Raw genomic sequence first — 22,996 nt, 5'->3', positions numbered from 1 at the left:
GTAATTAATTTGTTGATAACAATAATAACAACAATCAGAGAGGCCAAATTATGGAAAGCTTCGAAGACTTACTGAATATGTTGGAACGCCCTGCTGCCAAACCTCGTGCAGTAAAGCGTAAATGGCGCGAAATAGAACAACTTAAAGAACGACACCGCTTAAAAAAAGAGCTTAGCGATATAGACTGGGCGATTGAGCCCGAATTAGAAGATATTGAGTTATAGCAAAACGCCCGTTATTACGGGCGTTTTTTATTATAACTAGGCTAAATTTGCCAATTAATTGGCGGTTTTCCTTGGGCAACTAGCAGCTCGTTGGTTTGTTTAAAATGATTGCAACCAAGAAAACCGCGATGTGCCGACAGCGGCGACGGATGTGGGGCTTCTAATACATAATGCCGTTGCCGGTCAAGAATACGGCCTTTTTTCTGCGCATGCGCGCCCCACAATAAAAACACCACACCATGACATTCTGCATTAATTTGCTCAATAACCTTATCGGTAAAGCGCTGCCAACCAAGCTTACTATGTGAATTAGGCAAAGTAGCTACTACCGTTAAAACCGTATTTAATAACAATACACCTTGTTCGGCCCAGCTTGCTAAATGGCCATGCGTTGGCACCTGAAAATCTGGGTATTCTAACGCTAACTCTTTATACATATTTTGTAACGACGGCGGTACTCTTACCCCTTTACGCACTGAAAATGCTAAACCGTGTGCTTGATTCGGCCCATGGTAAGGATCTTGGCCTAAAATAACCACTTTTAGCTTATCAAGCTCGGTTAGTTTAAATGCATTAAACATGTCAGTTTGGGGCGGATATATTACCTGCCCAGCTAATCTTGCTTGCTCTACCTTGGCTAACAGATCAATAAAATATGGCTGTTGCTTTTCGTCTCCTAGCAAGAGCTGCCAAGACATTAAACTTGCTCCAACTTTAATAACTCTTGCTCTAGCGCAAAAAAGTTGGCAGGAATATCTTTGCTTAAACCTTGTTCTGAAGCGCAGCGCGCTAGTGTTTCAGGTAAGCCAATAAGTGTACCGAGGATATTTTCAACCTGTTCTTTAAACTTAGCTGGGTGCGCAGTACCAAGAAAAATACCGTATTCTCCTGGCTGCAAACTGCGTTTTAGTGCCTTATAAGCAACACCGGCATGAGGTTCGCTAAGATAACCCAATTGCGATAACTGGCGAACACTAAGCACGGTATCATCTTCATCTACTTTCATCGTCTCAATGTCACTACGCGCTATCACGCCTTGTGTTAACAGTGCTTCTACTCGCGGCCAATTATTAGGTGCGGCTACATCCATAGCGTTAGATAGTGTTGCTACAGTAGGCTTTGCTAGCCACTGGCCACTGCGCCAATAGCGCGGTACAGTGTCGTTAGCATTAGTTGCTGCAACCATACGTTTAATCGGCAGGCCAAGTGCTTTGGCAATTAAACCGGCGGTAAGATTACCGAAATTACCACTAGGTACGGCAATAACCACCTGCTCGCGTTTTGCTACAGGCACTTGCGCCATCGCCTCAAAGTAATAGCAAATTTGCGCGAACAACCGACTAATATTAATTGAGTTTGCTGAGGTAATACTCAGTTTTTCCACTAATGCTTTATGATCAAACACCTGTTTTACTAACGCTTGGCATTGATCAAAATCTCCCTCGACCGCCAGCGTAGTAATATTTTCACCTAAGGTAGTAAATAGTTTTTCCTGCAGCGGACTAATTTTTCCTTTAGGAAATAAAATCACCACTTGCACGCCGGGTTGTTTATAAAACGCATGCGCCACCGCAGCACCGGTATCGCCAGAAGTTGCGGTAACAATAGTGGTCTTTTTGCCCGATTGCGCTTTAACCAAAGCTTGCGCCATAAAGCGCGCGCCAAAATCCTTAAAGGCTAAGGTTGGGCCATGAAAAAGTTCTAAACAGCTAATATCATCACTTACCGGTACTAAGGGCGCAATAAAAGTAAACGCCATAGTTACCATTTGTTTAATTTCAGCTGCAGTTAATTCGTCACCAATAAGCGCGTGTAATATTGCACTGCTGCGTTCTACCAGAGGCATGGCCAACAGGCCATTAATATCTAACTTAGGCCAATGGGTAGGAAAAAACAGCCCTTGCTGTTGGCCTAACCCCTGACGCACTGCTTGTAAAAAATTTACCTGTTCATTCGATACTTTAAGATTGGTTAACTGCATGTCTCGTTCCTACAGCGCTCTAGCGCCGGATAATGACAAGCGACAAATTTGCGTTGTCGCGTCCTGATTCTTTTCATAATGCCGCGATAAATAATGAGCCGCAAATTCGGCTTGGCTGTCGTTTTGACATAGCGCGAACAAAGTAGGCCCTGCACCAGAAATACCCAGATGCAATATCCCCCGTGCGCATAAAGCAGCTCGCAATTGCGGCAACTCAGGCAATAAGGCAATACGTGCCTGCTCTGCAACTAAATCTTGTAGTGCGGCTGCGGCATCGGCTTCGTCTTTAATATAAAGTGCACTAACAAAGCGGCTTAACATGCCCGCAAACTCAATACTGTGACTTAAACTTAACTCTGTTGGCAAAACCGCGCGGGCGGCCTTAGTTGAGAGTACTGTGCCGGGATAACTAAGTACCACTCGCCAATGCTCAAACCACGGCAACCTGCGACAAATATGTTCACTTTGTGGCAGCATCAGTTGCAGCCCACCCAAGTATGAGGGCGCAACATTATCATAATGCACACTGCCACTTACACCGCCTTCAGCTTCAGCCATTAGCTGCAGCAATTCAACATTAGACAGTGGTTTATTAAAGTAATCGTTAAACGCGTAACAGGCAACTACAATAGAGCAAGCACTAGAGCCAAGCCCACTGCCTACTGGCAGGTTTTTATGCAGCCGCAGCGCTAATCTAGGTAAAGCTTGGCCGACTTTGCGTTCAAAGGCATAGAAGCAGCTTAACACCAAATTATCACTGTGATCAGCCGGTAATTGGTGTACATAGCGCCCTACTATAGCTAGCGTCATTTCAGCTTGCTCGGCGCAAATATCCAGTACGTCCCCAAACAATTCGCCACTTACTGGCTCAAATGCGGCACCTAGCAGGTCAAAACCTACAGACAAATTACCGGTTGAAGCCGGCGCATAATAACGCTTTATATAGGCCATATTTAAGGTTTGCATTATTACACCTGCTGCTGCCAGCCAAGGGTGCGCATAATATCGCTAAACACCCCAGCTGAAGTTACTGCCGCGCCTGCGCCATAGCCTCGAAGCACAAAAGGAATAGGCTGATAATAACGGCTATGTATTGCCAATGCATTTTCACCGTCTTTTACTTTTGCTAACGGGTGATCTAGCGCCAAAGCCTTAATTGCTACTTTACATTTACCATCGACTATTTCGCCAATATAACGCAGCACCTTACCTTGTGCATTTGCATCGGCAATACGCTGAGCAAATTTGGTATCTAATTCTGGTAATTTGGCTAAAAACTCTTCGGTGCTAGCACCAGCAGCAAACCCTTGCGGCAATACAGACTCTACCTCAACATCACTTAGCTCTAACTCCAAACCCGCTTCACGCGCTAGAATAAGTAGCTTACGTGCCACGTCCATGCCGGATAAATCATCTCGCGGATCGGGTTCAGTAAAACCTATAGCTTTGGCTTTTTGTGTTACGGTTGATAAAGCAACACCCGCTTCTAATTCACCAAATATATATGATAACGAGCCGGATAAAATGCCTTCAAACGCCAGTAGTTCATCACCCGCATTCAGCAAACCTTGCAAGGTATCAATAACCGGTAAGCCAGCACCAACGGTAGTCTCGTATAAAAATCGGCGCCGATGCCGCTGCGCTAATTGGCGTAGTTGCTGATAATAAGCATACGATGCCGTATTAGCTTTTTTGTTCGGCGTTACGACATGAAAGCCCGCAGCCATAAAATCAACATACTGTGCAGCAACCCGTTCAGAGCTAGTGCAATCAACTAATACCGGATTAGTTAAATTTTGCTGCTGCGCAAACTGGCTAAGCGTTGCTAATGAAAATTCTAAAGAGCTAGCAGCGAGTCGCTGCTGCCATTGTGGTAAAGCTATACCCTCGCCATTGAGCAGTAATTTTTTACTGTTGGCGATACCATATACCGTGACTTTAACCTGCCGGCTGTGTAAAAACGCTTGTTGACGCTGTATTTGCGCTAGCAACTCTGTGCCCACTACGCCGCAACCGACTAAAAACACATCGATACTAGGAATGTGACTAAAGAAGTTTTCGTGGCATACCTTAACCGCGTTTTTGCAGGCAGCTTGTTCAATAACAGCTGAAATAGAGCGCTCATTGCTGTCTTGTGCTATTGCCACTACGTTAACTCTCGCTTGGGCTAAAGAGGCAAAAAACTTCGCTGCAACACCACGATGCTGGCGCATGCCATCACCAACTAAGCTGACAATGGCCATGTCTGACAAAATACACAAAGGTCGTAACAAACCTGCTTGTAACTCAAGCTCAAATTCTTGTTGGAGCGCCTTTTTCGCAGCAGATAAATGCAGCTGCGGCACACAAAAACTGATACTAAATTCAGACGATGACTGTGTAATTAAGCTAACCGATATTTGCGCGCGAGCCATAGAAGCAAACACTCGGCTTGCCATACCTACTACGCCTTTTAAACCGGGGCCTGACACCGTAATTAAGGCTAAATGCTCAAGGCTAGAAATACCTTTAACCAACGCATTGCCCTCGCCGCTATTATCAATACAGGTGCCGGGAGCTGAAGGGTTAGTGGTATTTTTTATATAACAAGGAATGTTGTAACGAGCTAGTGGACCAATAGTTTTAGGGTGCAAAACTTTTGCGCCAAAATACGATAGCTCCATAGCTTCATCATAAGATAATCGGTCAATTAACTTGGCATTTTTCACCTGACGTGGATCGGCACTATAAACCCCGTCAACGTCAGTCCATATTTCATAGGCTGAGGCGCGAATACTAGCGGCAACAACGGCACCAGAATAGTCAGAACCATTGCGACCAAGTAAGCAAATTTCACCCTGTGCATTACTGGAAACAAAGCCAGCAATAACTAACACTTGCGCATTTTCTTGGGTAATTACTGACGAAAGCGTAAGCTCAGACGCAGCAATATCAGCCGTCGCATTCAAATAGTCACCACTACTTTTTAGTAACTCTATAGCATTTAACGCCAACGCTGAAATGTGATTTGCACTTAGCAAGGCGGTGGTTAATGCGACACTAAACTGCTCACCTAACCCTAAAATCTGCGCTTTAATATGATCAGGGCAATGCAGCAACAGTTGCATACCGCTAAGCTGTCGCTCTAATTGTGCCAGCTGCAACGTTATTACTTGTTGCACTTGCTCTAAATTTATATGCGGATGCAAAGTCACCGCATCAGTGGCCAGTTGCTGATAACGCTGCTGCAGTTGCTGCAATAATGGTTTAAAGTCTGCCCCCAAATAAGCTAAATCGGTTAACTCAACCAAAGTATTGGTAACACCTTGCGGGGCGGATAACACCAAACATAGACGTTCAACGCTAGCCTGCTGTTGCACAATTTTTACCACCTCCGCAAAACGTTGTATCGACGCTAGCGACGACCCGCCAAATTTAAGCACCTTCATGTTTTAACTCCTTGTGCATAACTTACAGTTATTATCAGTTAGCGTGATTGTTGGATTACTTAGCAATAGCCGCTAATAGTTAAGCAAAAAAAAGACCCGTGACATTTGAGGTCACGGGTCTTTTTTAAAGACGACACACCGCTGACCTCCTACCCCGAAGGGTTGGTGGTGGTAATAGTGGTGAGTGCTATCGTTGTTATTTTCATCGTCATTAATATGCACAGACTAAAACACTTCTGTCAATAATTAATAGCGACTATATTTTAAGAATTATGAATGCCAGTTTTAATCCGCGGTCCAAACTGCAACTTGGTTACGCCCTAATCGCTTTGCATTATACAGTGCCATATCAGCTTGCTGTATTAACTCATCGGCAGTTTGGTTGGTATAACTGGCAACGCCAATACTGATAGTAACCGCGATAGATTGGCCATTAAACAGTATTTTTTGCGCAGCAACGGCGGCGCAAACTCGATTTGCAACCAATTGCGCGCACGCCAAATTAGTTTCTGGTAAAATAATACCAAACTCTTCACCGCCATAACGACCCAGCAAATCAGTATCACGTAATAACTCAGTAATCATTGCTGACAGCTCAATAAGCACGGCATCGCCACCTTGATGGCCATAGCGATCATTCAATTGCTTAAACTTATCAAGATCAAATAATAATAAAGATACCGGGTGTTGGTAACGAGCCGCGCGCTGTGTCTCGTATTCTAATTGCGATTGCCAGTAGCTGCGGTTATATACGCCGGTTAAACCGTCAGTACGATTCGCCAGCTCTAGCATAGACATACTTTGCTGCAACTGATGCTGATATACATAAGCATCGGTTGCATCTTCTATTAACAGACACACATACTGCGATACGCCATCAGGCGCAGTTAACGGCAGCATACTGCAGTTTTGTGCCATATACTCGCTATCACTACTAACTGGCCGCAGATGAGGTAATTTAATAATATATTGCCGCTGCTCCCAACTACTAAACGCGGGAGCCTGCAACGCCAACACGCCGTCTAATTTGCGCCTTAGCCAAGCTTCAGGTAAACCAGAAAAAACAGTGTAAACCAGTTTGCCTTCAACTTCAGCCAGCTGCAGATCGGCACGCCTAGTGATAAACTGATTTAAAAATACAACGTTATGTTGACTGTCTAAAATCAACACACCGGTATTTAGCTGTGAGAGTAGTGGTTGCAATAACCAATCAAGTTGCACTAGAAATTTGCCAGAATCTTATCCAAAATAACACGCAAACGTAGCACTGCTTCGCCTGGGATCAGCAAGATCATGTCACAGTTAAAACTATAATCGATCAGTTGATAACGAATATCTACTTGTAATGCTAGCTGCCACTGTTTAGCGGTTGATGCTAGCTTTTCCGCAAAATGTTGATCACGGCTTGATAAAATACGTGGTGCAGCGTACGAGAAATTGTTTTCTAGTTGTTCGGCCAAACCATTTAGAAAGGTTGTCGTTAAAATAGAACTGATATCAGTCAGCATTTCTGCTTCAGAGCTATCGTCATTATTGTAACCAAGCAGCTTAGCGATAGTATCAACATTGGCTAGTTGATACAGCATAATGGTTTCACCACGCAAGCCGTGATCACCAAAAAACCCTAAGCTAATCATAGTCATGCTTTGTTGTGGATAACGGTTAGCAAAATGCGTAGGCAAATAGTCGGTCTTCACCAGCTTGATCGCTGGCACTTGTAAATGCACTAGCGTATTAAGATAGCGAGCAAGCTTATCGCTGGCTAAGCCCATAGCGATATTTACTAGCTCTTGCAAACCATCACGTTGCTCTTCGCTAAAACTAAAATCTGTCATATTAGGCCATACTTATGCATAACATCAGTCAATTTAGCCGCATTTGCTGGTTTTTGAATAAAGGCTAATGCGCCCAAGTCCATTACTCGCTTTTGCATTTCTGGCTGAATATCTGCTGACACGACAATAACTAAACAGTCCATGCCCTCTGACTTTATTGCTTCAAGTACGCCAATACCATCAAGTTCTGGCATGGTTAAATCAAGAAACACGATACCCACTTCTTGAGTACGCAACATAGCCAAGGCTTCCAAGCCATTACTCGCGGTAATAATGTTGGCATCAAAGTCTGCCGGCAAAGATTTTTTTAGCTGATTGCGAGCGAGTAAAGAGTCGTCACATATTAACGCGGTTAAAGCCATTTACTACTGCCTATTTTGTCGTCTTAAGATTGGCGCCATTGGTGAAAAAATATATACATTACGCCATCATAAAGCAACATATACGCTATAAATAGCCTATAGCCGTATACGCTATTTGCAAACCACTGGTTATTCGTTATTGTGTACAATAATGCTAATTTTCTTTACCACAAGGTTTTCTCATGCAGCATAAAAGCTTATCTCGTAAGCTGTTAACCAAGGTATTGTCTGTTTATTTTATTTTAACTTTTGTTGTTACATTAGGACAAATTGTTGCGGAGTACTTTAATACTAAAGCACATATCAATGGTGAATTAGAAACGCTGCAGCAAACGTTTTCTGGCAGCCTAACGCGTGCTATTTGGGAGTTAAATACCCAACAGGCGATGATCATCGCCGATGGCTTATTAGCTATTCCAGCAATTGAAGGCATTATTGTGCGTGATGACAGCGGTGCGGTAATTACGCAACTGGGCCGTTATATCAATATACAAGAGCGCTTTAGTACCCAATTAGTCCGTGAAGGCGTTAGGCTTACCGAACAACAATCCGGCATCTTTGGTTATACTTTCCCGCTTATTTTTGAGTTCTCTGGCCGCGCTACTCAAGTAGGCGACGTTACGCTATTTTCAAGCCGCGCAGTGGTTATTGACCGAATAAAAGTAGGCATTTACTTTTTAGTTGGCAATGCCATGTTAAAAACCACATTTTTAATCATTTTATTTTTAATGGCATTTCGTAAACAGCTTACTGTGCCGCTAGCAGAGCTTACCCAGCAGATAGAAGATATAGAATTAGACCAGTTAGATGGCGCTAGAATTGAAATTCAACACGACGATAGCTCGGAACTTAGTGTTACTGCTGATGCGTTTAACCGTTTAATCAGCCGGGTACAAGATTACAAAACACAACTAGAAACGACACAAAAGCAACTATTACTATCTAATGAAAAACTAGATCAGCAAAATCTGATGTTAGAACAAGATGTTGCTCGCAAAACGTCTGGTTTAAGCCAAGCCATGATGGATTTACAGCAGCAAAAACAAGAGCTTGAAGTAAAACAACAAAGCTTAAAAGAAGAAATTGAACGACGTCGTCATATTGAAGATGCGCTACGTAGCAAGCAAACAGAACTAGAGAAAATTGTTGAAGATTTAAAGCAGGCACAAGACAGGTTAGTGCAATCAGAGAAAATGGCCGCACTAGGTGGTTTAGTGGCGGGTATTACCCATGAAGTAAATACGCCAGTAGGCATTGGCGTTACCGCAACCAGCTTTTTAGACGAAAAGTTACAAGCTTTAGCCCTAGCTTATAACGATAAAACCCTAACACCAAAAATGCTGGAAAGCTTTATTGAAGAGGCAGGCCAGAGTACCGAATTGCTGCAATCAAACTTAATGCGTGCCTCTGAGCTAATAGCAAGTTTTAAACAAATTGCGGTAGACCAAGCCAGCGAGGCAATTAGAACCATTAACTTGTTTGACTACCTAAACGAAATTATTCGCTCATTACAGCCTAACTTTAAAAAAACGCATCATCAGATTGAAGTAAACTGCCCTGATAATATTATCTTAAACTGCCCTGCCGGTGCGATCTCGCAAATATTCACTAACTTACTAATGAATTCGTTGATCCACGGTTTTGAAAATATTGAGAATGGTTTAGTACGCATTACCGTATTAGATGAAGACGAAAACGTGGATATTAAATACAGTGATAATGGCCGAGGTCTGCCACCAGAGCAATTAGACAAGCTATTTTATCCATTTTTTACCACTAAACGCGACCAAGGGGGTAGCGGTTTAGGCACTCATATTGCCTACAACTTGGTGCGCCAAACCTTAGGTGGCAGCATTCAGGTAAGTAGCGAACTCGGAAAAGGTCTGCATTACCATATTTGCTTCCCAAAAAATCTAAAAATCTAGGTTGGTTCCGCGCTATACTGCCGGCCATGTTTTTTGATGGATGTTAAGATATGTGGTTTAAAAATGTTCGTGTGTATAAGCTTAGTGCACCACTAAGTACTGATGTTGCGGTATGGGATCAAGCTTTAGCCGAGTTTAAATTTGCGCCGTTAAGCGCGCAAGAATTGGTAAGAAGCGGCTTTAGCTTTCCATTACACCCAAGTATTAAGCACTATAGTCACATTAATGGTCAGATCATATTTTTCGCCGTAAAACGCCAAGAAAAAATTCTTCCGGCGGCGGTGATTAACGAAGAAATGCAGCCCAAGCTAGAAGCTTTAGAGCAAGAAAAAGGCCGGCCGCTGAGTAAAAAAGAAAAACAAAGTTTAAAAGAAGAGCTTCAGCTTAGCTTATTGCCACGAGCATTTAGCCGTTCAAGCCTAACTCAAGGCTATTACGATCCAGAAAATCAGTGGCTAGTGATTAACAGCAGTAGTGCTAGCAAAGCCGAAGATATTTTAGCTTTACTACGTAAAGCACTAGGCTCTTTGCCCGCGCTACCTTGGCTTGATACCCACAAACTAAACACACATTTACAGCTCTGGTTGCAAGACAAGGCCTTGCCCCAAGGTTTCAGTTTAGGTAGCGAAGCTGAGCTTAAAGCACCGGACGAAGAAGGCGCTAAGGTAAAATTTAGCAATCATTTACTCAGTGCTGATGAAGTACAAAGCCACTTGCAGGATAAATTAGTAACCAGCATCAGCTTAGAGCAAAATGACAACCTATCTTTAGCAATAGCTGACGACGGCGCAATAAAACGGATTAAATTTCACGATTTAATTACCGGCCAAAATGAAGAACTTGGCTGGGAGGATTTAACCGCTCGTCTTGATGCTGATCTATTACTGATGACTGCAGCGCTAAATAATGCCTTACTAAGCATTAGCCAGCAGTTAACCGCTGCAGAGTAATATCACACTAACTAGCTAAAGATTGCGCGCACATCCTGATATACCGTCTGTATATCAGGATGTAGCATAAAGTTTTCCTCGGGCACCATTTGCAAATTTATGTAGTGTTGAAGTAAGCGTTGCTGTAGTTCTTTATCGCTATAACCATCACGGGCAATATTCGCCAAACGAATAAAATCGGTATAATCAGGCCCTGGATTACAAGGTGCTAATGTCTGCCATGTTCTGGCAACTTCGTGAAAGGGTTCCGAAAAGCCCCAAGCAAACAGTATTCGCACACTGACTTCGATCGCCAAGTTGCTGGCTAAAAACAATAAAAACCGTGAATCCCCTAACAGATCTTGCTGCCGCTCTGCCTCACTAATTAACGGCAAAGCCCCTATGTTATGCACTAACGCCATTAAGGTTAAAATATCTTTGTTTAAACCGGTGCGGCCAACTTTACTATTATAAAAAGTAAGGCAGGCAGCAGCGATGCTGGCTACTTCTATGCTGTTTTGCCATAAAGCATCAAGTTGACGCTGCACTTCTTTGTGTTGTGACACAAAAATTTGCTCTAGTGCCATGGCAATAGCAATGTTACGAATTTGACTTAAACCAATTCGAGTAACAGCTTGGTTTAGTGTGCTTACTTTAATCGAGCGGCCCATAAATGCACTATTTGCCACTCTGATCATTCTGGCGGCTAATGCAGGGTCTTGGGCAATAACATCGGCCATTTCATTAAGGCTAATATCAGGCTCTGCAGAGCGCTGTCGTACCTTTAATGCAACATCAGGCAATGTCGGCAGTAACAATTGGTCGTGCTGAATTTTATGCTGCAAGATCTGAAGCAGTTGTTGTTGCGCTGTCATACTATCTCCTTCATTAACCGCATTTACCCAATGGGCTGCCGTTATCGCATAATAATCTGCGTCATACTGTTAAGTAGCGTGTCACACATAACACTTTGCTGCTTATTAGCAGCTCGTTCAAGTTCACCGGCCAACACAGTTAACTCTGGATAGCCCATGCTGCCTGCACTGCCTTTAAGGCTATGCGCCGCGTAAGCTAATTCGTGCCACTTAGCGTCAGTAAAATAACTCTGCAGCTCTTGTAGCAGCAGGGGTAACTGCGCAGTAAATTGCTGTTTTAACGCCTGCATTTGTGGATCTAAAGCTAATTGTTGCGTCAACTTGTCGGCATTTGATGCCATTCGGTTGCCATATTTGGCCAATATCGCCATTAATTCTGCTTGTATTACCGGCTTAGGTAATAAGCCCTGACAGCCCGACGCTAGATAACGTTCTAGATCCTCTGACATTACATTTGCCGTTACCGCAATAATGGGCGTTAGCACACCCGCAGCTCTAATTAAACGGGTCGCTTCTTCGCCTCCCATTAATGGCATTTGCATATCCATAAAAATCAGATCAAAATTATCTGTTAATGCTCGTTCAACCGCTTTTTGGCCATTATCAACTACTTGGCAACTGACATTAGCTTTTTCTAACATCAGCTGCAACAACAACTGGTTATCAAGGTTGTCTTCTGCAACTAAAATATGCAGCTTATGTGTAGTCTGCGGTTCGGAAAGAATATTAATTTGACTCGTTGTTGCTTTAACATAGTTATCAATTAATGTTAAAGGCATCGCGTTACAATTAAACTGTAATTCAAAACAGCTACCTATGCCTTTAACACTTTCTACATAAATATTGCCGTCCATTTGTAGCATTAATTGCTTTGAAATACATAAGCCAAGCCCAGTTCCGCCATAATGGCGAGTTACGGTAGCATCTGCTTGAACAAAGGGTCTAAATATCCTACTTAATTCTTCTGGCGTCATGCCAATGCCGGTGTCTTTAACTTTAATCGATAACTGCTTCAGCAGTACATCAAAAGATACCTCAATAACAATTTTACCTTTTTGCGTAAATTTCACCGCGTTGCTGGTTAGGTTCAGCAAGACTTGGCGAAAACGCAACGCATCGGTATAGAGCTGCGCGGGTAAAGGAAAATTAAGTTTAAGCTGGCACTGCACACCTTTTGCTTCTGCTTGGCTACGGGTAAGTAAAAACACGTCATCAATTAATGTTAAGCCACTAAATGCTTCATAGTTTAACTCTAGCTTTTCCGCTTCAATTTTTGATAAATCAAGAATATCGTTAATTAATCGCAGTAAATGATCGCCGCTTTTTAGCACGCGCTGTAAATAATTCTGCAATTTGGCGGTATCTGTTTCGCTCTGTGCTTGCTCTGAAAAACCAATAATCGCCGTTAACGGCGTGCGTATTTCATGGCTCATATTAGCTAAAAATACGCTCTTTAACCGGTTAGCTTGCTCAGCAGTTTCACGAGCTAATATTAACTCTTGGTTAGCGGCTTCAAGCTCATCATTAGCACGAGCTAAGTCATGGGTTCGGCGCAGTACTTTATCTTCTAACTGCTGTTTATAAGCGCGCTCACGCTCTCGATATACGCGAAGCTGCCTCACCATTACGTTAAAAGCCGCAAACATGTCACCTAATTCGTCTTGCTTTTTTACTTCAAGCAACGTAGATAAATCACCGCGACCGACAGCCGTTTTTGCTGCAGTTAGCCGCTTAATAGGTTCAAAAACGTTACGGATCAGCAACCAGTAAACTAGCAGTGGCAAAATAATAGATATCGCTAAAGTAAACAAAATTAGCGAAAAAGATAATGTGCGTTGCGGGGCCATCAGCTCAGTTTCATCAATACCGTAAAGTAACTGAAATGCGCCAGGTAAACTTTTACCTAATAAAATCCGTTGTTGTCCTAACAAAATATCGGACGTAAATTCATCAGTATCGATGCTGCGTTGAATGGCTCGAAAGTTACTCGGTGCAAACGCGCTGCCTATTAGTGCTGAATTATTCGCGTAGGTGATAGTTGCTGCCCGATTAATTAGCAAGGTAACACTATTTGGTGTGTGCCGATAACTGACTACTTCGTCAAACAGATCGGGTTTCACCACAACAACCAGATAACCCCAAAGACGACGAGTTTCAGTAACTGAGCTGCCATAAAGCTTGTGAGCAAAAAATAGCTGTAGCCGTTTGCTATCAGCGTCTTCTGCTAAAAAATAGCCAGCCTTGTCTACTTGCGCCTGCAGTGAAGAAAAATATTCGTTACGAAACCGGTTAGGCAACGACGAATACGTGGATTTTGCCGGTAATTGTAATTCGTAATCACCGTTTAAATTAATCAGCTTGAGCGATAGAATTTGTGGATCTGCGACAACAAACTGACGAAATTGTTTGTCTACTTCACTGAGTGATAGCGCATTGGGTTGCTGAATGTACTGTTGCAGCAGCGGGCTTTGCGCCAGCATGCCAAGTCGAATTTGTTGCTGTTGCAAGAACTGACTAAGCATCTCTTGCTGTGTTGTTATCGCTTTATCTGCATTAAAATAGAGTTGCTGTTGTAAATACTGCTTACTAAAGTGATACGCCATATAGCCGAACAACATCACAGGTAGCACCAGCAACGGCAGCATGTAAGCAACTAAAGTGTCACGTAATTTCATCCCTGCCCTGACGTGGTTAGCACGTGGTGTTACCCTGCACCCTTATACCCAGAGCTACAGCATAACCAGTGCATTAACTTGCGACAAGCACTACATGACTAATAGGCCGTTAAACAATCTTATTTTCCTGCCAAAATTTTTCTTTGGCTAAACGGTTTTTGCGTGCTTCACAGGGATCGGCGCAATCACAGGCTTTGTCTATACCTAGAGCATCTAAGCCACCACAACTGCCGCCAATAGTTTTACGTTGCATTAAATAGCCCAGTGCCATGGCAACGACTACTAGCAAAAATAAACCAAACGTCATTAAAAATAGGGTCATGTCGGCCTCACTACTCAGTTAAAAAAGGTTTAAACGCATCAGATGCTAGCTCTATAAAGCCATCATCAGTTTTAACCACTAACAATGCTGCTATATTATACCGATTTGCGAAAATAATAGCTTCATCTGATGACATAACATTTAGTGCTGTAGCATAGCCATCTGCTGTCATACAAGATGGATGTAACACGGTAGTTGATACCGTATGATGCTGAATAGGTTTACCGCTTCGTGGGTCAATTAAATGCGAATAGCGAACCCCCTCAGCTTCAAAGTAATTACGGTAATCCCCTGACGTAGCCACTCCCATATCACCCGTTTGTAGAACGCGCTGCATAGTTTGTCCAGCATTTACCGGTTTTTCTATCGCAATTTTCCAAGGTTGAGCTGACGGCTTAGTGCCCTTGATGCGCATTTCGCCACCAATTTCGACTAAATAATTAGAGATGCCATTTTGCTCGAGTATTTCTGCAACCCTGTCAACACCATACCCTTTGGCAATGGTCGACAAATCGACAGCTAAACCGGGTACTGCTTTTATAAGCCCGTTATCGGTTAACGTTAATTTTTCATAACCTACTACCGCGCGTGCTTGATCAATATCAGTTTGTGACGGCGCTTTTTCAACACGCCCTTTAGCACCAAAGCCCCATAGTTCAACTAATGGGCCAACGGTGATATCTAACACGCCATCGGTCTGCTGTGCCAGCCTTAATGCTTCAGCTACCACTAGCCTAGTCGGCTTCGATATAGCGAAGGCACTGGCGTCGTTATGATGGTTAAAGCGCATTAGCTCTGATTCAGGTCGGTACGTGGACATTAAATCATTAATTAATTCTAGTTCGGTATCCAGTTGCTGTTGTAAATCGGTGCTATCTATAGGGCTATCGTCATAATACTTAACCACATAATAGGTACCCATGGTATTGCCATTTAGCTGTACCTGCTCGCTCGCTGGCTTTGCAGGGCTGCATCCCGAGATTACCAACAGACAAATAGTAATAAACCAGATTTTTATTAATGAATATGCGTGCATATAATATCCAGAAAGCAGAAGGGGCTGCCTTACGGTCGCCCCTTTTGTTGTTGCGTTGTCTATTAGCCGCCGAAGTCGTCTAATAGAATATTGTCGTCTTCTACACCAAGGTCTTTAAGCATGCTAATTACTGCTTTATTCATCATTGGTGGGCCGCACATGTAGAACTCACAGTCTTCTGGCGCTTTATGATTTTTCAGGTAGTTTTCATAAATTACGTTATGAATAAACCCTGTGTAACCAGTCCAGTTATCTTCAGGTTGTGGATCTGATAAAGCAACGTGCCATTCAAAGTTCGGGTTTTCAGCCGCAAGCATATCAAAATCTTCAACGTAGAACATTTCACGCTTAGAGCGAGCACCGTACCAGAAGCTAACTTTACGAGTGGTTTTTAAACGACGCATTTGGTCAAAAATATGCGAGCGCATCGGTGCCATACCTGCACCACCACCAATAAACACCATTTCTGCTTCGGTTTGTTTAGCGAAAAACTCACCAAATGGGCCAGAAATAGTGACTTTATCACCTTCTTTTAGGCTCCAAATATAAGATGACATTTTACCGCAAGGTAAGGTCAAGTTATTTGGTGGCGGCGTCGCAATACGCACGTTCAGCATAATAATGCCTTCCTCTTCAGGATAGTTCGCCATTGAGTAAGCGCGAATTGTTTCTTCGTCTACTTTTGACTCTAACGTGAAGAATTTAAAGCGCTCCCAATCACCACGGTATTGCTCTGGAACATCGAAATCTTTGTACCTAATGTGATGCGCTGGTGCTTCAATCTGAATATAACCACCCGCACGGAAAGGCACAGACTCGCCATCTGGGATCCGCAGCTTCAGTTCTTTAATAAACGTAGCCTTGTTATCATTAGAAATGACTTCACATGCCCACTTTTTAATACCGAAGATTTCTTCTTCAACTTCAATTTCCATGTCAGTTTTTACGTTTACCTGACAAGATAAACGACAACCTTCACGGGCTTCACCTTTGGAAATGTGGCCTAATTCTGTTGGTAGTATTTCACCACCGCCAGACTTAATGTGTACTTTGCACTGACCGCAAGAACCGCCGCCACCACAAGCAGACGATAGGAAAATACCTTTGCCTGCTAACACGCTTAATAATTTACCGCCCGCTTGCGCCTTTATGGCTTTTTTCGGGTCGCCGTTAATACCTATGGTAATGTCACCTGTAGCAACTAGCTTAGATTTTGCCGCTAATATAATTAGCACTAATGCTAAAATCATTAGGGTAAACATGCCAACGCCAAGAAATATGTCTAAATTTTCCATCTTGTGTGCCTTTACCCCTTACAGTGAAACACCAGAGAAAGACATAAAGCCTAACCCCATTAAACCAACCATTAAGAAAGTAATACCCAGACCACGTAAACCTTGTGGAATATCTGCATACTTTAATTTCTCACGAATACCTGCCAGCAACGTAATAGCTAACATCCAGCCAATACCGCTACCTAAGCCAAATACTACGCTTTCACCGAAGTTGTAATCACGTTCTACCATAAAGGCTACTGCACCAAAAATGGCACAGTTAACGGTGATTAACGGTAAGAAAATGCCTAAAGCGTTATATAAAGCTGGGAAAAACTTATCTAAGATCATCTCTAGAATTTGTACCAGTGCCGCAATAACACCGATATAGGTTAAAAACCCTAGGAAGCTTAAATCAGCTTCAGGAAAGCCAGCCCAGTCAAGTGAACCTGGAGCTAACAAATTCTGATATACCAAATTATTTACTGGTACTGAAATACCTAATACCACTGTTACCGCAACCCCTAAGCCAAAAGCCGTAGTGATTTTTTTAGAAACAGCAATAAAGGTACACATGCCTAAGAAAAATGATAATGCCAAGTTTTCAATAAAGATGGCACGGACGAATAGACTAATATAATGTTCCATCAATATCTCCTTAGGCCTTCTCTACCTGTTCGGTACGGAAGGTACGTAAAATCCAGATAAAGCCGGCAATGATAATGAATGCACTTGGTGGCATTAACAGTAAGCCCATAGGCTGATACCAACCGCCGTCTTTAACCAATGGCAGTATCTCAAAGCCAAATACCGTACCTGAACCGCCCAGTTCACGAATAAACGCCAGTGCCATAAGCACAACGCTATAACCTAAACCGTTACCAATACCATCTAAAAAGCTGATAACTGGCGGGCTTTTCATGGCATAAGCTTCAGCACGACCCATTACGATACAGTTAGTAATAATTAAGCCAACAAACACCGACAGCTCTTTGGCTACATCGTAAGCAAAGGCTTTCAATAATTGGTCAACAACAATTACTAAAGACGCAATAATAGTCATCTGCACGATAATTCGTACGCTAGATGGAATGTGGTTACGAATTAACGAGATAAAAAAGTTAGAAAATGCGGTTACTAGGGTAAGTGCAATACACATTACCAAGGCTTTATCCATTTTCGTGGTTACCGCTAGCGCAGAACAAATACCAAGTACTTGTAATGCGATAGGGTTATTTGCAAATACCGGCCCAAACAGAACGGTTTTAATTTCTTTTGCGTTAGCCATTGTTTAATGCTCCATCGCGAACTTTAGCCAGAAACGGGGCAAAACCCTTAGCACCAGCCCAGAAATCGAAAGTATATTGCACACCCTTACTGGTTAAGGTTGCGCCCGATAAACCATCTACTTCAAATGCTGAATCAGCACTGGCATTGCCTGGTTTAACCACTTTAATTGCTGGTTTACCTGATGCATCGAGTAATTTTTTACCATCAAATTGCGCCGCCCATTTCGGGTTTTGCACTTCACCACCTAAGCCAGCCGTTTCGCCTTGCTCATAGTAGTTAAGACCTTTAATAGTAGTACCGTCAGCCCCTAATGCTAAGAAAGCATGCATAGTAGACCACAAGCCATAACCATGAATTGGCAGCACAATGGCTGATAATTCACCTGACTCAATGCCTTTATCATAAGCAAAATATACTGGCGCAATATTGGCACGGCTTTTTATTGAAGCCATGTCATCTTCAGCTGCCAAACGCTCGCTTTTTGCCGGGTCTTTCATTGCTTTTCGATAGTCGTAATCTTTTGGTTTTTCAACCAGCTCACCGCTATCTAAGTCAACAAAACGTTCAGAAATATGCGTGTTGTATAACTCATTAATATTTGAGCCAGACAACAAGCCTACCACTGCAAGGACGTTTTTCTGTGAATCTAGTAGTTTATTCGCTATCTGTTGTGGGCGCAGCTGCACTGCAGCTGTTGATACGATTACCGCACAGATCAGACATAAAGAAATGACTACGATCAGCGTTTTGCTGATACTATCGTTATTACTAGACATTACGTGCCAGCCTCCGTTTGATATTAGCTTGTGCCACGAAGAAATCGAACAGTGGCGCAAACAGGTTTGCAAACAGTATTGCTAACATCATACCTTCTGGATATGCAGGGTTAGCTACACGGATCATTACCACCATAAAACCAATTAAAATACCGTACGCCCATTTACCTTTGTCAGTAAACGACGCTGATACTGGGTCGGTTGCCATAAAGAACATACCAATGGCAAAACCACCTAATACCAAATGCCAATGCCAAGGCATAGCAAACATGGCATTAGACTCAGAACCTACAGCATTAAACATATAAGCGCTTAGCACCATACCTACCATGACACCCAACACAATGCGCCAAGAAGCAATACGGAAATAAATAAGGGCTAAACCACCGACTAATAAAGCCAATACTGAGGTTTCGCCAACTGAACCTGGAATAAAACCGTAGAATGCATCCCACCACACCTGCATGTTTGCTGAGTAATCTAACTCACCGGCAGCGGCTTTACTTAACCAAGTCGCGCCTGAATAGCCGTCAGCCACTGTCCATACTGCGTCACCAGAAATATTCGCTGGATAAGCAAAGAACAAAAACGCACGGCCAGCTAATGCTGGGTTTAAAAAGTTACGGCCAGTACCACCAAATACTTCTTTAGCGATAACAACACCAAAGGTAATACCCAGCGCAACCTGCCATAATGGAATAGTTGCTGGCAGAATTAACGCAAACAAAATAGAGCTAACAAAGAAACCTTCGTTTACTTCATGTTTACGCACGGTAGCAAATAATACTTCCCAGAAGCCGCCAACAATAAAAGTAACTGCGTAGATAGGTATAAACCATACCGCGCCGTACCACATTTTGCTGATCCAGCCAGAATCGGCCGATAATGCACCACCAAATAATTGATAAAGTGCAACCTGCCACGTATCCGGCGTAGCAAAACCAGCCTGCAAAGCAATTACTGCCTGATGGCCAACGTTGTACATACCGAAAAATAATGCTGGAAATAATGCCAGCCAAACGAAGATCATGATACGTTTCAAATCGATACTATCACGTACGTGGGTACCGTTTTTTGTTACCAGACCTGGGGTATAAAGCACAGTAGCAAAGGCTTCATACAGCGCATACCACTTTTCATATTTACCGCCTTTTTCAAATGACGGTTCAATGCGCTCTAAAAAATGCTTCAAACTCATGATTAGCCTTCCTTCTGAATGGTCGTCAGGCAATTACGTAAAATGATGCCGTAATCGTATTTACCTGGGCACACAAAGGTACACAGCGCCATATCTTCTTCATCTAACTCTAAGCAACCCAGCGTTTGTGCGCCATCGGTATCACCAGAGACCATGTCACGAAGCAGTAACGTGGGCAGAATATCCAAAGGCATTACGCGCTCATAATTACCAATAGGTACCATGGCACGGGCTGAGCCGTTGGTTGTAGTCGTCATCTTGAATAACCGCTTTGGATTCAAATGTGACAAATACGCCCGAGTTACCGAAAACTTGGTTGCACCTGGTGCTATCCAGCCTAAAAACTCTTTTTCAAAGCCTTCAGCTAATACCGATACTTGAGTATGGAACCGGCCAATATAACCGTGCACGCCATGAGCTGTTGCACCAGATAATACTGAACCAGAAATAATACGGTTCTGCCCTTCAACCAGTTCGCCAGCCGTAAGCTGAGCAACTGAAGCGCCAAGTACAGTTTTAACTAAACGCGGGTTCTTAACCGCTGGGCCAGCTAAAGCAATAACACGCTCGCTATGTAATTCACCGGTAGTGAATAACTTACCAATAGCAATAACGTCTTGATAACCAATATGCCAAACCACTTTTTTCGCACTTACTGGATCAAGCGCATGAATATGCGTGCCAACTAAACCTGCTGGATGTGGGCCAGAAAACTCTGCCACTTGCGCCTTGCTTACGCTTGGAACATTAGCACCAGCTTTCTTTGCTAGGTAAAGTTTACCGTCGGTCAAAGTAGCCAGTATGGTTAAACCTTGAGTGAAAGCATCGCTATTTGCAGCAATTATTACGCTTGGGTCAGCAGCAACCGGATTGGTATCCATTGCGTTAACGAAGATTGCCCGAGGCGTGCTGTCAATAGCCGGCGTTTGGCTAAACGGGCGGGTACGCAGTGCAACCCAAAGCCCTGAATCAACCAAATTCTGCGTAACTTGCTCGCGACTTAAGCCACTTAGCTGGTCTGCAGAATATTTAGCAAATTGCACCGCATCATTACCTGCAGCTTCAATAACTACAGATTGCAACACGCGCTTTGCGCCACGGTTAATTTCTTTAACAGTGCCCGCCAACGGAGCAGTAAACTTAACGCCGGGTGTTTTCTTATCTTCGAAAAGTACCTGACCTTTTTTTACTGTATCGCCAACATCAACCGACATGGTCGGACGCATACCAATATACTCTTCGCCTAATACAGCGACAGTGGTAATGGCATTGCCCGTACTGATCTCTTGTTTAGGACTGCCCGCCAGGGGAATGTCCAAGCCTTTCTTGAGTTTTATCATACGTACTTGCACTACTATTTTGGGAAGAAACAGGGCCTTGTTTTTCAGCTGCGCAATGCGCAGCGCATCTGGTTTTGTTTATCAGGGTTTCCCACTGTTTATTTTTATACCAGATACACGTGTTTAAAGTCGCGGATTCTATCATTATTACCACGACCTATCTATGCTAATGCGTAAATTTTCCAGCAAACTACCTAAACAATTCCACCATTGGTCTAACCTTGCCGCCTGACTCTTTTAATGGCTTATTGTGACAAGTTTTGGACAATTTTAGCGCATTTCTGTATAAACAAAAGCCGCCATTAGGCGGCTTTTGTCTGTTAAGCACTGATATTTTTTAGCATAACTAAAGGTGATACCTCAGCATCATAATTTATTTGGTTATAACCAAAACCAAATAATCTAAGAAATTCATTATGATAGCCTTTATAGTCAGTCAACGTATCAATAGAGTCGGTTGTTACCTGGCCCCATAAGTCTTTTACCGTTTGCTGAATATGATCACTTAACTCTTTACCATCCATACGTAAACGCCCTACTTCATCTAAAATAGGCTTGTCTGTATATAATCCCTGACGAAATAGTGCATTAATCTGTTCAATACAGCCTTCGTGTGAGCCTTCTTCTTTCATTACGCGATACAGTAAAGAGATATACAGCGGCATAATAGGAATAGCTGAACTAGCTTGTGTCACTAAGGCTTTTAACGATGCAACATAAGCCTTACCTTTTTTAGCACTTAACTTGCTAGTAATGTCAGCGGCGGCGCGGTCTAAATCTTCTTTCGCTTTACCAATAGTGGCTTTGCCATAAATTGGCCAAGTTAATTCTTTACCCGTATAGGTATAGGCAACCGTTTGACAGTTATCTGCCAGCACATTTGCAGCATTTAACTGATCTAACCAGCGCTCCCAATCTTCGCCGCCCATAACTTTAATGGTTTGATAAATTTCATCATCATTAGCCGGCTCAACTGAAATATCTTCAATTTCGCGCTTACTCGTGTTTAGCGTTTTAGCGGTATAGGCTTGGCCAATAGGCTTAAGTACCGAACTAAACACTTCACCTGTTACTGGGTCTTTACGGCGCGGTGCTGCAAGGCTATATACTACTAAATCAATTTTACCCATTTCGCGGCTAATAATATCAATGGTCTGTGCTTTTAACTCATCGGTAAACGCATCACCATTGATATGCTTGTTCCATAAACCTTCAGCTTCTGCTGCTTGTTCAAACGCAGCAGTATTATACCAACCTGCTGATGCCGTTTTAGTTTCGCTAGGTTCTTTCTCAAAGAAAATGCCCAGTGTTTTTGCGCCAGAGCCAAAAGCGGCAGTAATGCGCGATGCTAAACCATAGCCGGTTGAAGCACCAATTATCAGCACGTTTTTAGGGCCGTTAGCTACCGGGCCTTGCGCTTTTATATAATCTATTTGTTCTTGCACATGCGCGGCACAGCCGACAGGATGGGCGTTAGTACAGATAAAACCACGTATTTTAGGTTGAATAACCATGACAGCTCCTGC

The 22,996-nt window shown here is 43.0% G+C and carries 21 protein-coding genes; 3 read left to right on the top strand and 18 right to left on the bottom strand.

Features of this window, described 5'->3' with window-relative positions; translation table 11 throughout:
- The first annotated feature begins 50 nt into the window (after positions 1 to 50).
- Positions 51 to 224 (top strand): DUF3545 family protein, encoded by a 174-nt coding sequence (locus MN199_RS02700; protein ID WP_132582077.1) that lies wholly within the window; start codon positions 51 to 53, stop codon positions 222 to 224.
- 41 nt (positions 225 to 265) lie between these two features.
- Here the strand turns inward: MN199_RS02700 and ung are convergent, their stop codons facing one another.
- The 7 genes from ung to MN199_RS02665 form a co-directional block, all read right to left on the bottom strand.
- Positions 266 to 922, bottom strand: coding sequence for a uracil-DNA glycosylase (gene ung / locus MN199_RS02695; RefSeq protein WP_335738327.1), 657 nt, complete (start codon positions 920 to 922; stop codon positions 266 to 268).
- A complete protein-coding gene (gene thrC / locus MN199_RS02690; RefSeq protein WP_335738326.1) occupies positions 922 to 2,205 on the bottom strand; it encodes a threonine synthase in 1,284 nt (427 codons plus the stop codon). Before thrC ends, ung begins: the two co-directional genes overlap by 1 nt.
- Positions 2,206 to 2,214: 9 nt before the next feature.
- A complete protein-coding gene (gene thrB, locus MN199_RS02685) occupies positions 2,215 to 3,171 on the bottom strand; it encodes a homoserine kinase (RefSeq protein WP_335738325.1) in 957 nt (318 codons plus the stop codon).
- Positions 3,172 to 3,173: 2 nt separating this feature from the next.
- Positions 3,174 to 5,633, bottom strand: coding sequence for a bifunctional aspartate kinase/homoserine dehydrogenase I (gene thrA, locus MN199_RS02680; RefSeq protein ID WP_335738324.1), 2,460 nt, complete (start codon positions 5,631 to 5,633; stop codon positions 3,174 to 3,176).
- Between the two features lie 285 nt (positions 5,634 to 5,918).
- The gene (locus tag MN199_RS02675; protein ID WP_335738323.1) at positions 5,919 to 6,854 is read right to left on the bottom strand and encodes a sensor domain-containing diguanylate cyclase; all 936 of its coding nucleotides are present in this window, start codon (positions 6,852 to 6,854) and stop codon (positions 5,919 to 5,921) included.
- A complete protein-coding gene (locus MN199_RS02670; RefSeq protein ID WP_132582067.1) occupies positions 6,854 to 7,468 on the bottom strand; it encodes a chemotaxis protein in 615 nt (204 codons plus the stop codon). The genes MN199_RS02675 and MN199_RS02670 overlap by 1 nt, the downstream gene beginning before the upstream one ends.
- Positions 7,465 to 7,830, bottom strand: coding sequence for a response regulator (locus MN199_RS02665; protein WP_132582065.1), 366 nt, complete (start codon positions 7,828 to 7,830; stop codon positions 7,465 to 7,467). Before MN199_RS02665 ends, MN199_RS02670 begins: the two co-directional genes overlap by 4 nt.
- 182 nt (positions 7,831 to 8,012) lie before the next feature.
- Here MN199_RS02665 and MN199_RS02660 point away from each other — a divergent pair, with 182 nt between their 5' ends.
- Both MN199_RS02660 and MN199_RS02655 read left to right on the top strand, forming a co-directional pair.
- Positions 8,013 to 9,755: a sensor histidine kinase gene (locus MN199_RS02660; protein WP_335738322.1), complete on the top strand. Its 1,743-nt coding sequence runs from the start codon at positions 8,013 to 8,015 to the stop codon at positions 9,753 to 9,755.
- A gap of 50 nt (positions 9,756 to 9,805) precedes the next feature.
- Complete coding sequence (locus MN199_RS02655; RefSeq protein ID WP_132582061.1) at positions 9,806 to 10,705, top strand: recombination-associated protein RdgC; 900 nt, start codon at positions 9,806 to 9,808, stop codon at positions 10,703 to 10,705.
- Positions 10,706 to 10,716: 11 nt separating this feature from the next.
- On the opposite strand, the gene MN199_RS02650 is transcribed toward MN199_RS02655, so the two are convergent.
- The 11 genes from MN199_RS02650 to fabV all read right to left on the bottom strand — a co-directional run bounded on the left by MN199_RS02650 (position 10,717) and on the right by fabV (position 22,984).
- Positions 10,717 to 11,559, bottom strand: coding sequence for an HDOD domain-containing protein (locus tag MN199_RS02650; protein ID WP_335738321.1), 843 nt, complete (start codon positions 11,557 to 11,559; stop codon positions 10,717 to 10,719).
- 41 nt (positions 11,560 to 11,600) lie between these two features.
- On the bottom strand, positions 11,601 to 14,234 hold the full coding sequence (locus MN199_RS02645; RefSeq protein ID WP_335738320.1) for a hybrid sensor histidine kinase/response regulator: 2,634 nt from the start codon (positions 14,232 to 14,234) through the stop codon (positions 11,601 to 11,603).
- A gap of 109 nt (positions 14,235 to 14,343) precedes the next feature.
- On the bottom strand, positions 14,344 to 14,556 hold the full coding sequence (gene nqrM / locus MN199_RS02640; RefSeq protein ID WP_132582055.1) for a (Na+)-NQR maturation NqrM: 213 nt from the start codon (positions 14,554 to 14,556) through the stop codon (positions 14,344 to 14,346).
- 10 nt (positions 14,557 to 14,566) lie between these two features.
- The gene (locus tag MN199_RS02635; RefSeq protein ID WP_132582053.1) at positions 14,567 to 15,592 is read right to left on the bottom strand and encodes an FAD:protein FMN transferase; all 1,026 of its coding nucleotides are present in this window, start codon (positions 15,590 to 15,592) and stop codon (positions 14,567 to 14,569) included.
- A 62-nt stretch (positions 15,593 to 15,654) separates the two neighbouring features.
- Positions 15,655 to 16,887 (bottom strand): NADH:ubiquinone reductase (Na(+)-transporting) subunit F, encoded by a 1,233-nt coding sequence (gene nqrF, locus MN199_RS02630; RefSeq protein ID WP_132582051.1) that lies wholly within the window; start codon positions 16,885 to 16,887, stop codon positions 15,655 to 15,657.
- Between the two features lie 18 nt (positions 16,888 to 16,905).
- A complete protein-coding gene (gene nqrE / locus MN199_RS02625; RefSeq protein ID WP_335738319.1) occupies positions 16,906 to 17,514 on the bottom strand; it encodes an NADH:ubiquinone reductase (Na(+)-transporting) subunit E in 609 nt (202 codons plus the stop codon).
- Positions 17,515 to 17,524: 10 nt separating this feature from the next.
- On the bottom strand, positions 17,525 to 18,154 hold the full coding sequence (locus tag MN199_RS02620; protein WP_132582047.1) for an NADH:ubiquinone reductase (Na(+)-transporting) subunit D: 630 nt from the start codon (positions 18,152 to 18,154) through the stop codon (positions 17,525 to 17,527).
- The gene (locus tag MN199_RS02615) at positions 18,147 to 18,932 is read right to left on the bottom strand and encodes a Na(+)-translocating NADH-quinone reductase subunit C (protein WP_132582045.1); all 786 of its coding nucleotides are present in this window, start codon (positions 18,930 to 18,932) and stop codon (positions 18,147 to 18,149) included. Before MN199_RS02615 ends, MN199_RS02620 begins: the two co-directional genes overlap by 8 nt.
- Entirely contained in the window at positions 18,925 to 20,130 is a 1,206-nt protein-coding gene (locus MN199_RS02610; RefSeq protein ID WP_335738318.1) for an NADH:ubiquinone reductase (Na(+)-transporting) subunit B, read from the bottom strand. The genes MN199_RS02615 and MN199_RS02610 overlap by 8 nt, the downstream gene beginning before the upstream one ends.
- A gap of 2 nt (positions 20,131 to 20,132) precedes the next feature.
- Positions 20,133 to 21,470, bottom strand: a complete 1,338-nt coding sequence (locus MN199_RS02605; protein WP_132582041.1) for a Na(+)-translocating NADH-quinone reductase subunit A — start codon at positions 21,468 to 21,470, stop codon at positions 20,133 to 20,135.
- 320 nt (positions 21,471 to 21,790) lie between these two features.
- On the bottom strand, positions 21,791 to 22,984 hold the full coding sequence (fabV, locus tag MN199_RS02600; RefSeq protein WP_132582039.1) for an enoyl-ACP reductase FabV: 1,194 nt from the start codon (positions 22,982 to 22,984) through the stop codon (positions 21,791 to 21,793).
- Between the last annotated feature and the right edge of the window lie 12 nt (positions 22,985 to 22,996).

It is taken from the genome of Rheinheimera metallidurans (assembly GCF_036983985.1).
GTDB lineage: Bacteria > Pseudomonadota > Gammaproteobacteria > Enterobacterales > Alteromonadaceae > Alishewanella > Alishewanella metallidurans.
Note: the sequence above shows the minus strand (reverse complement) of the source record. Positions and strands in the feature narration are given on the sequence as shown.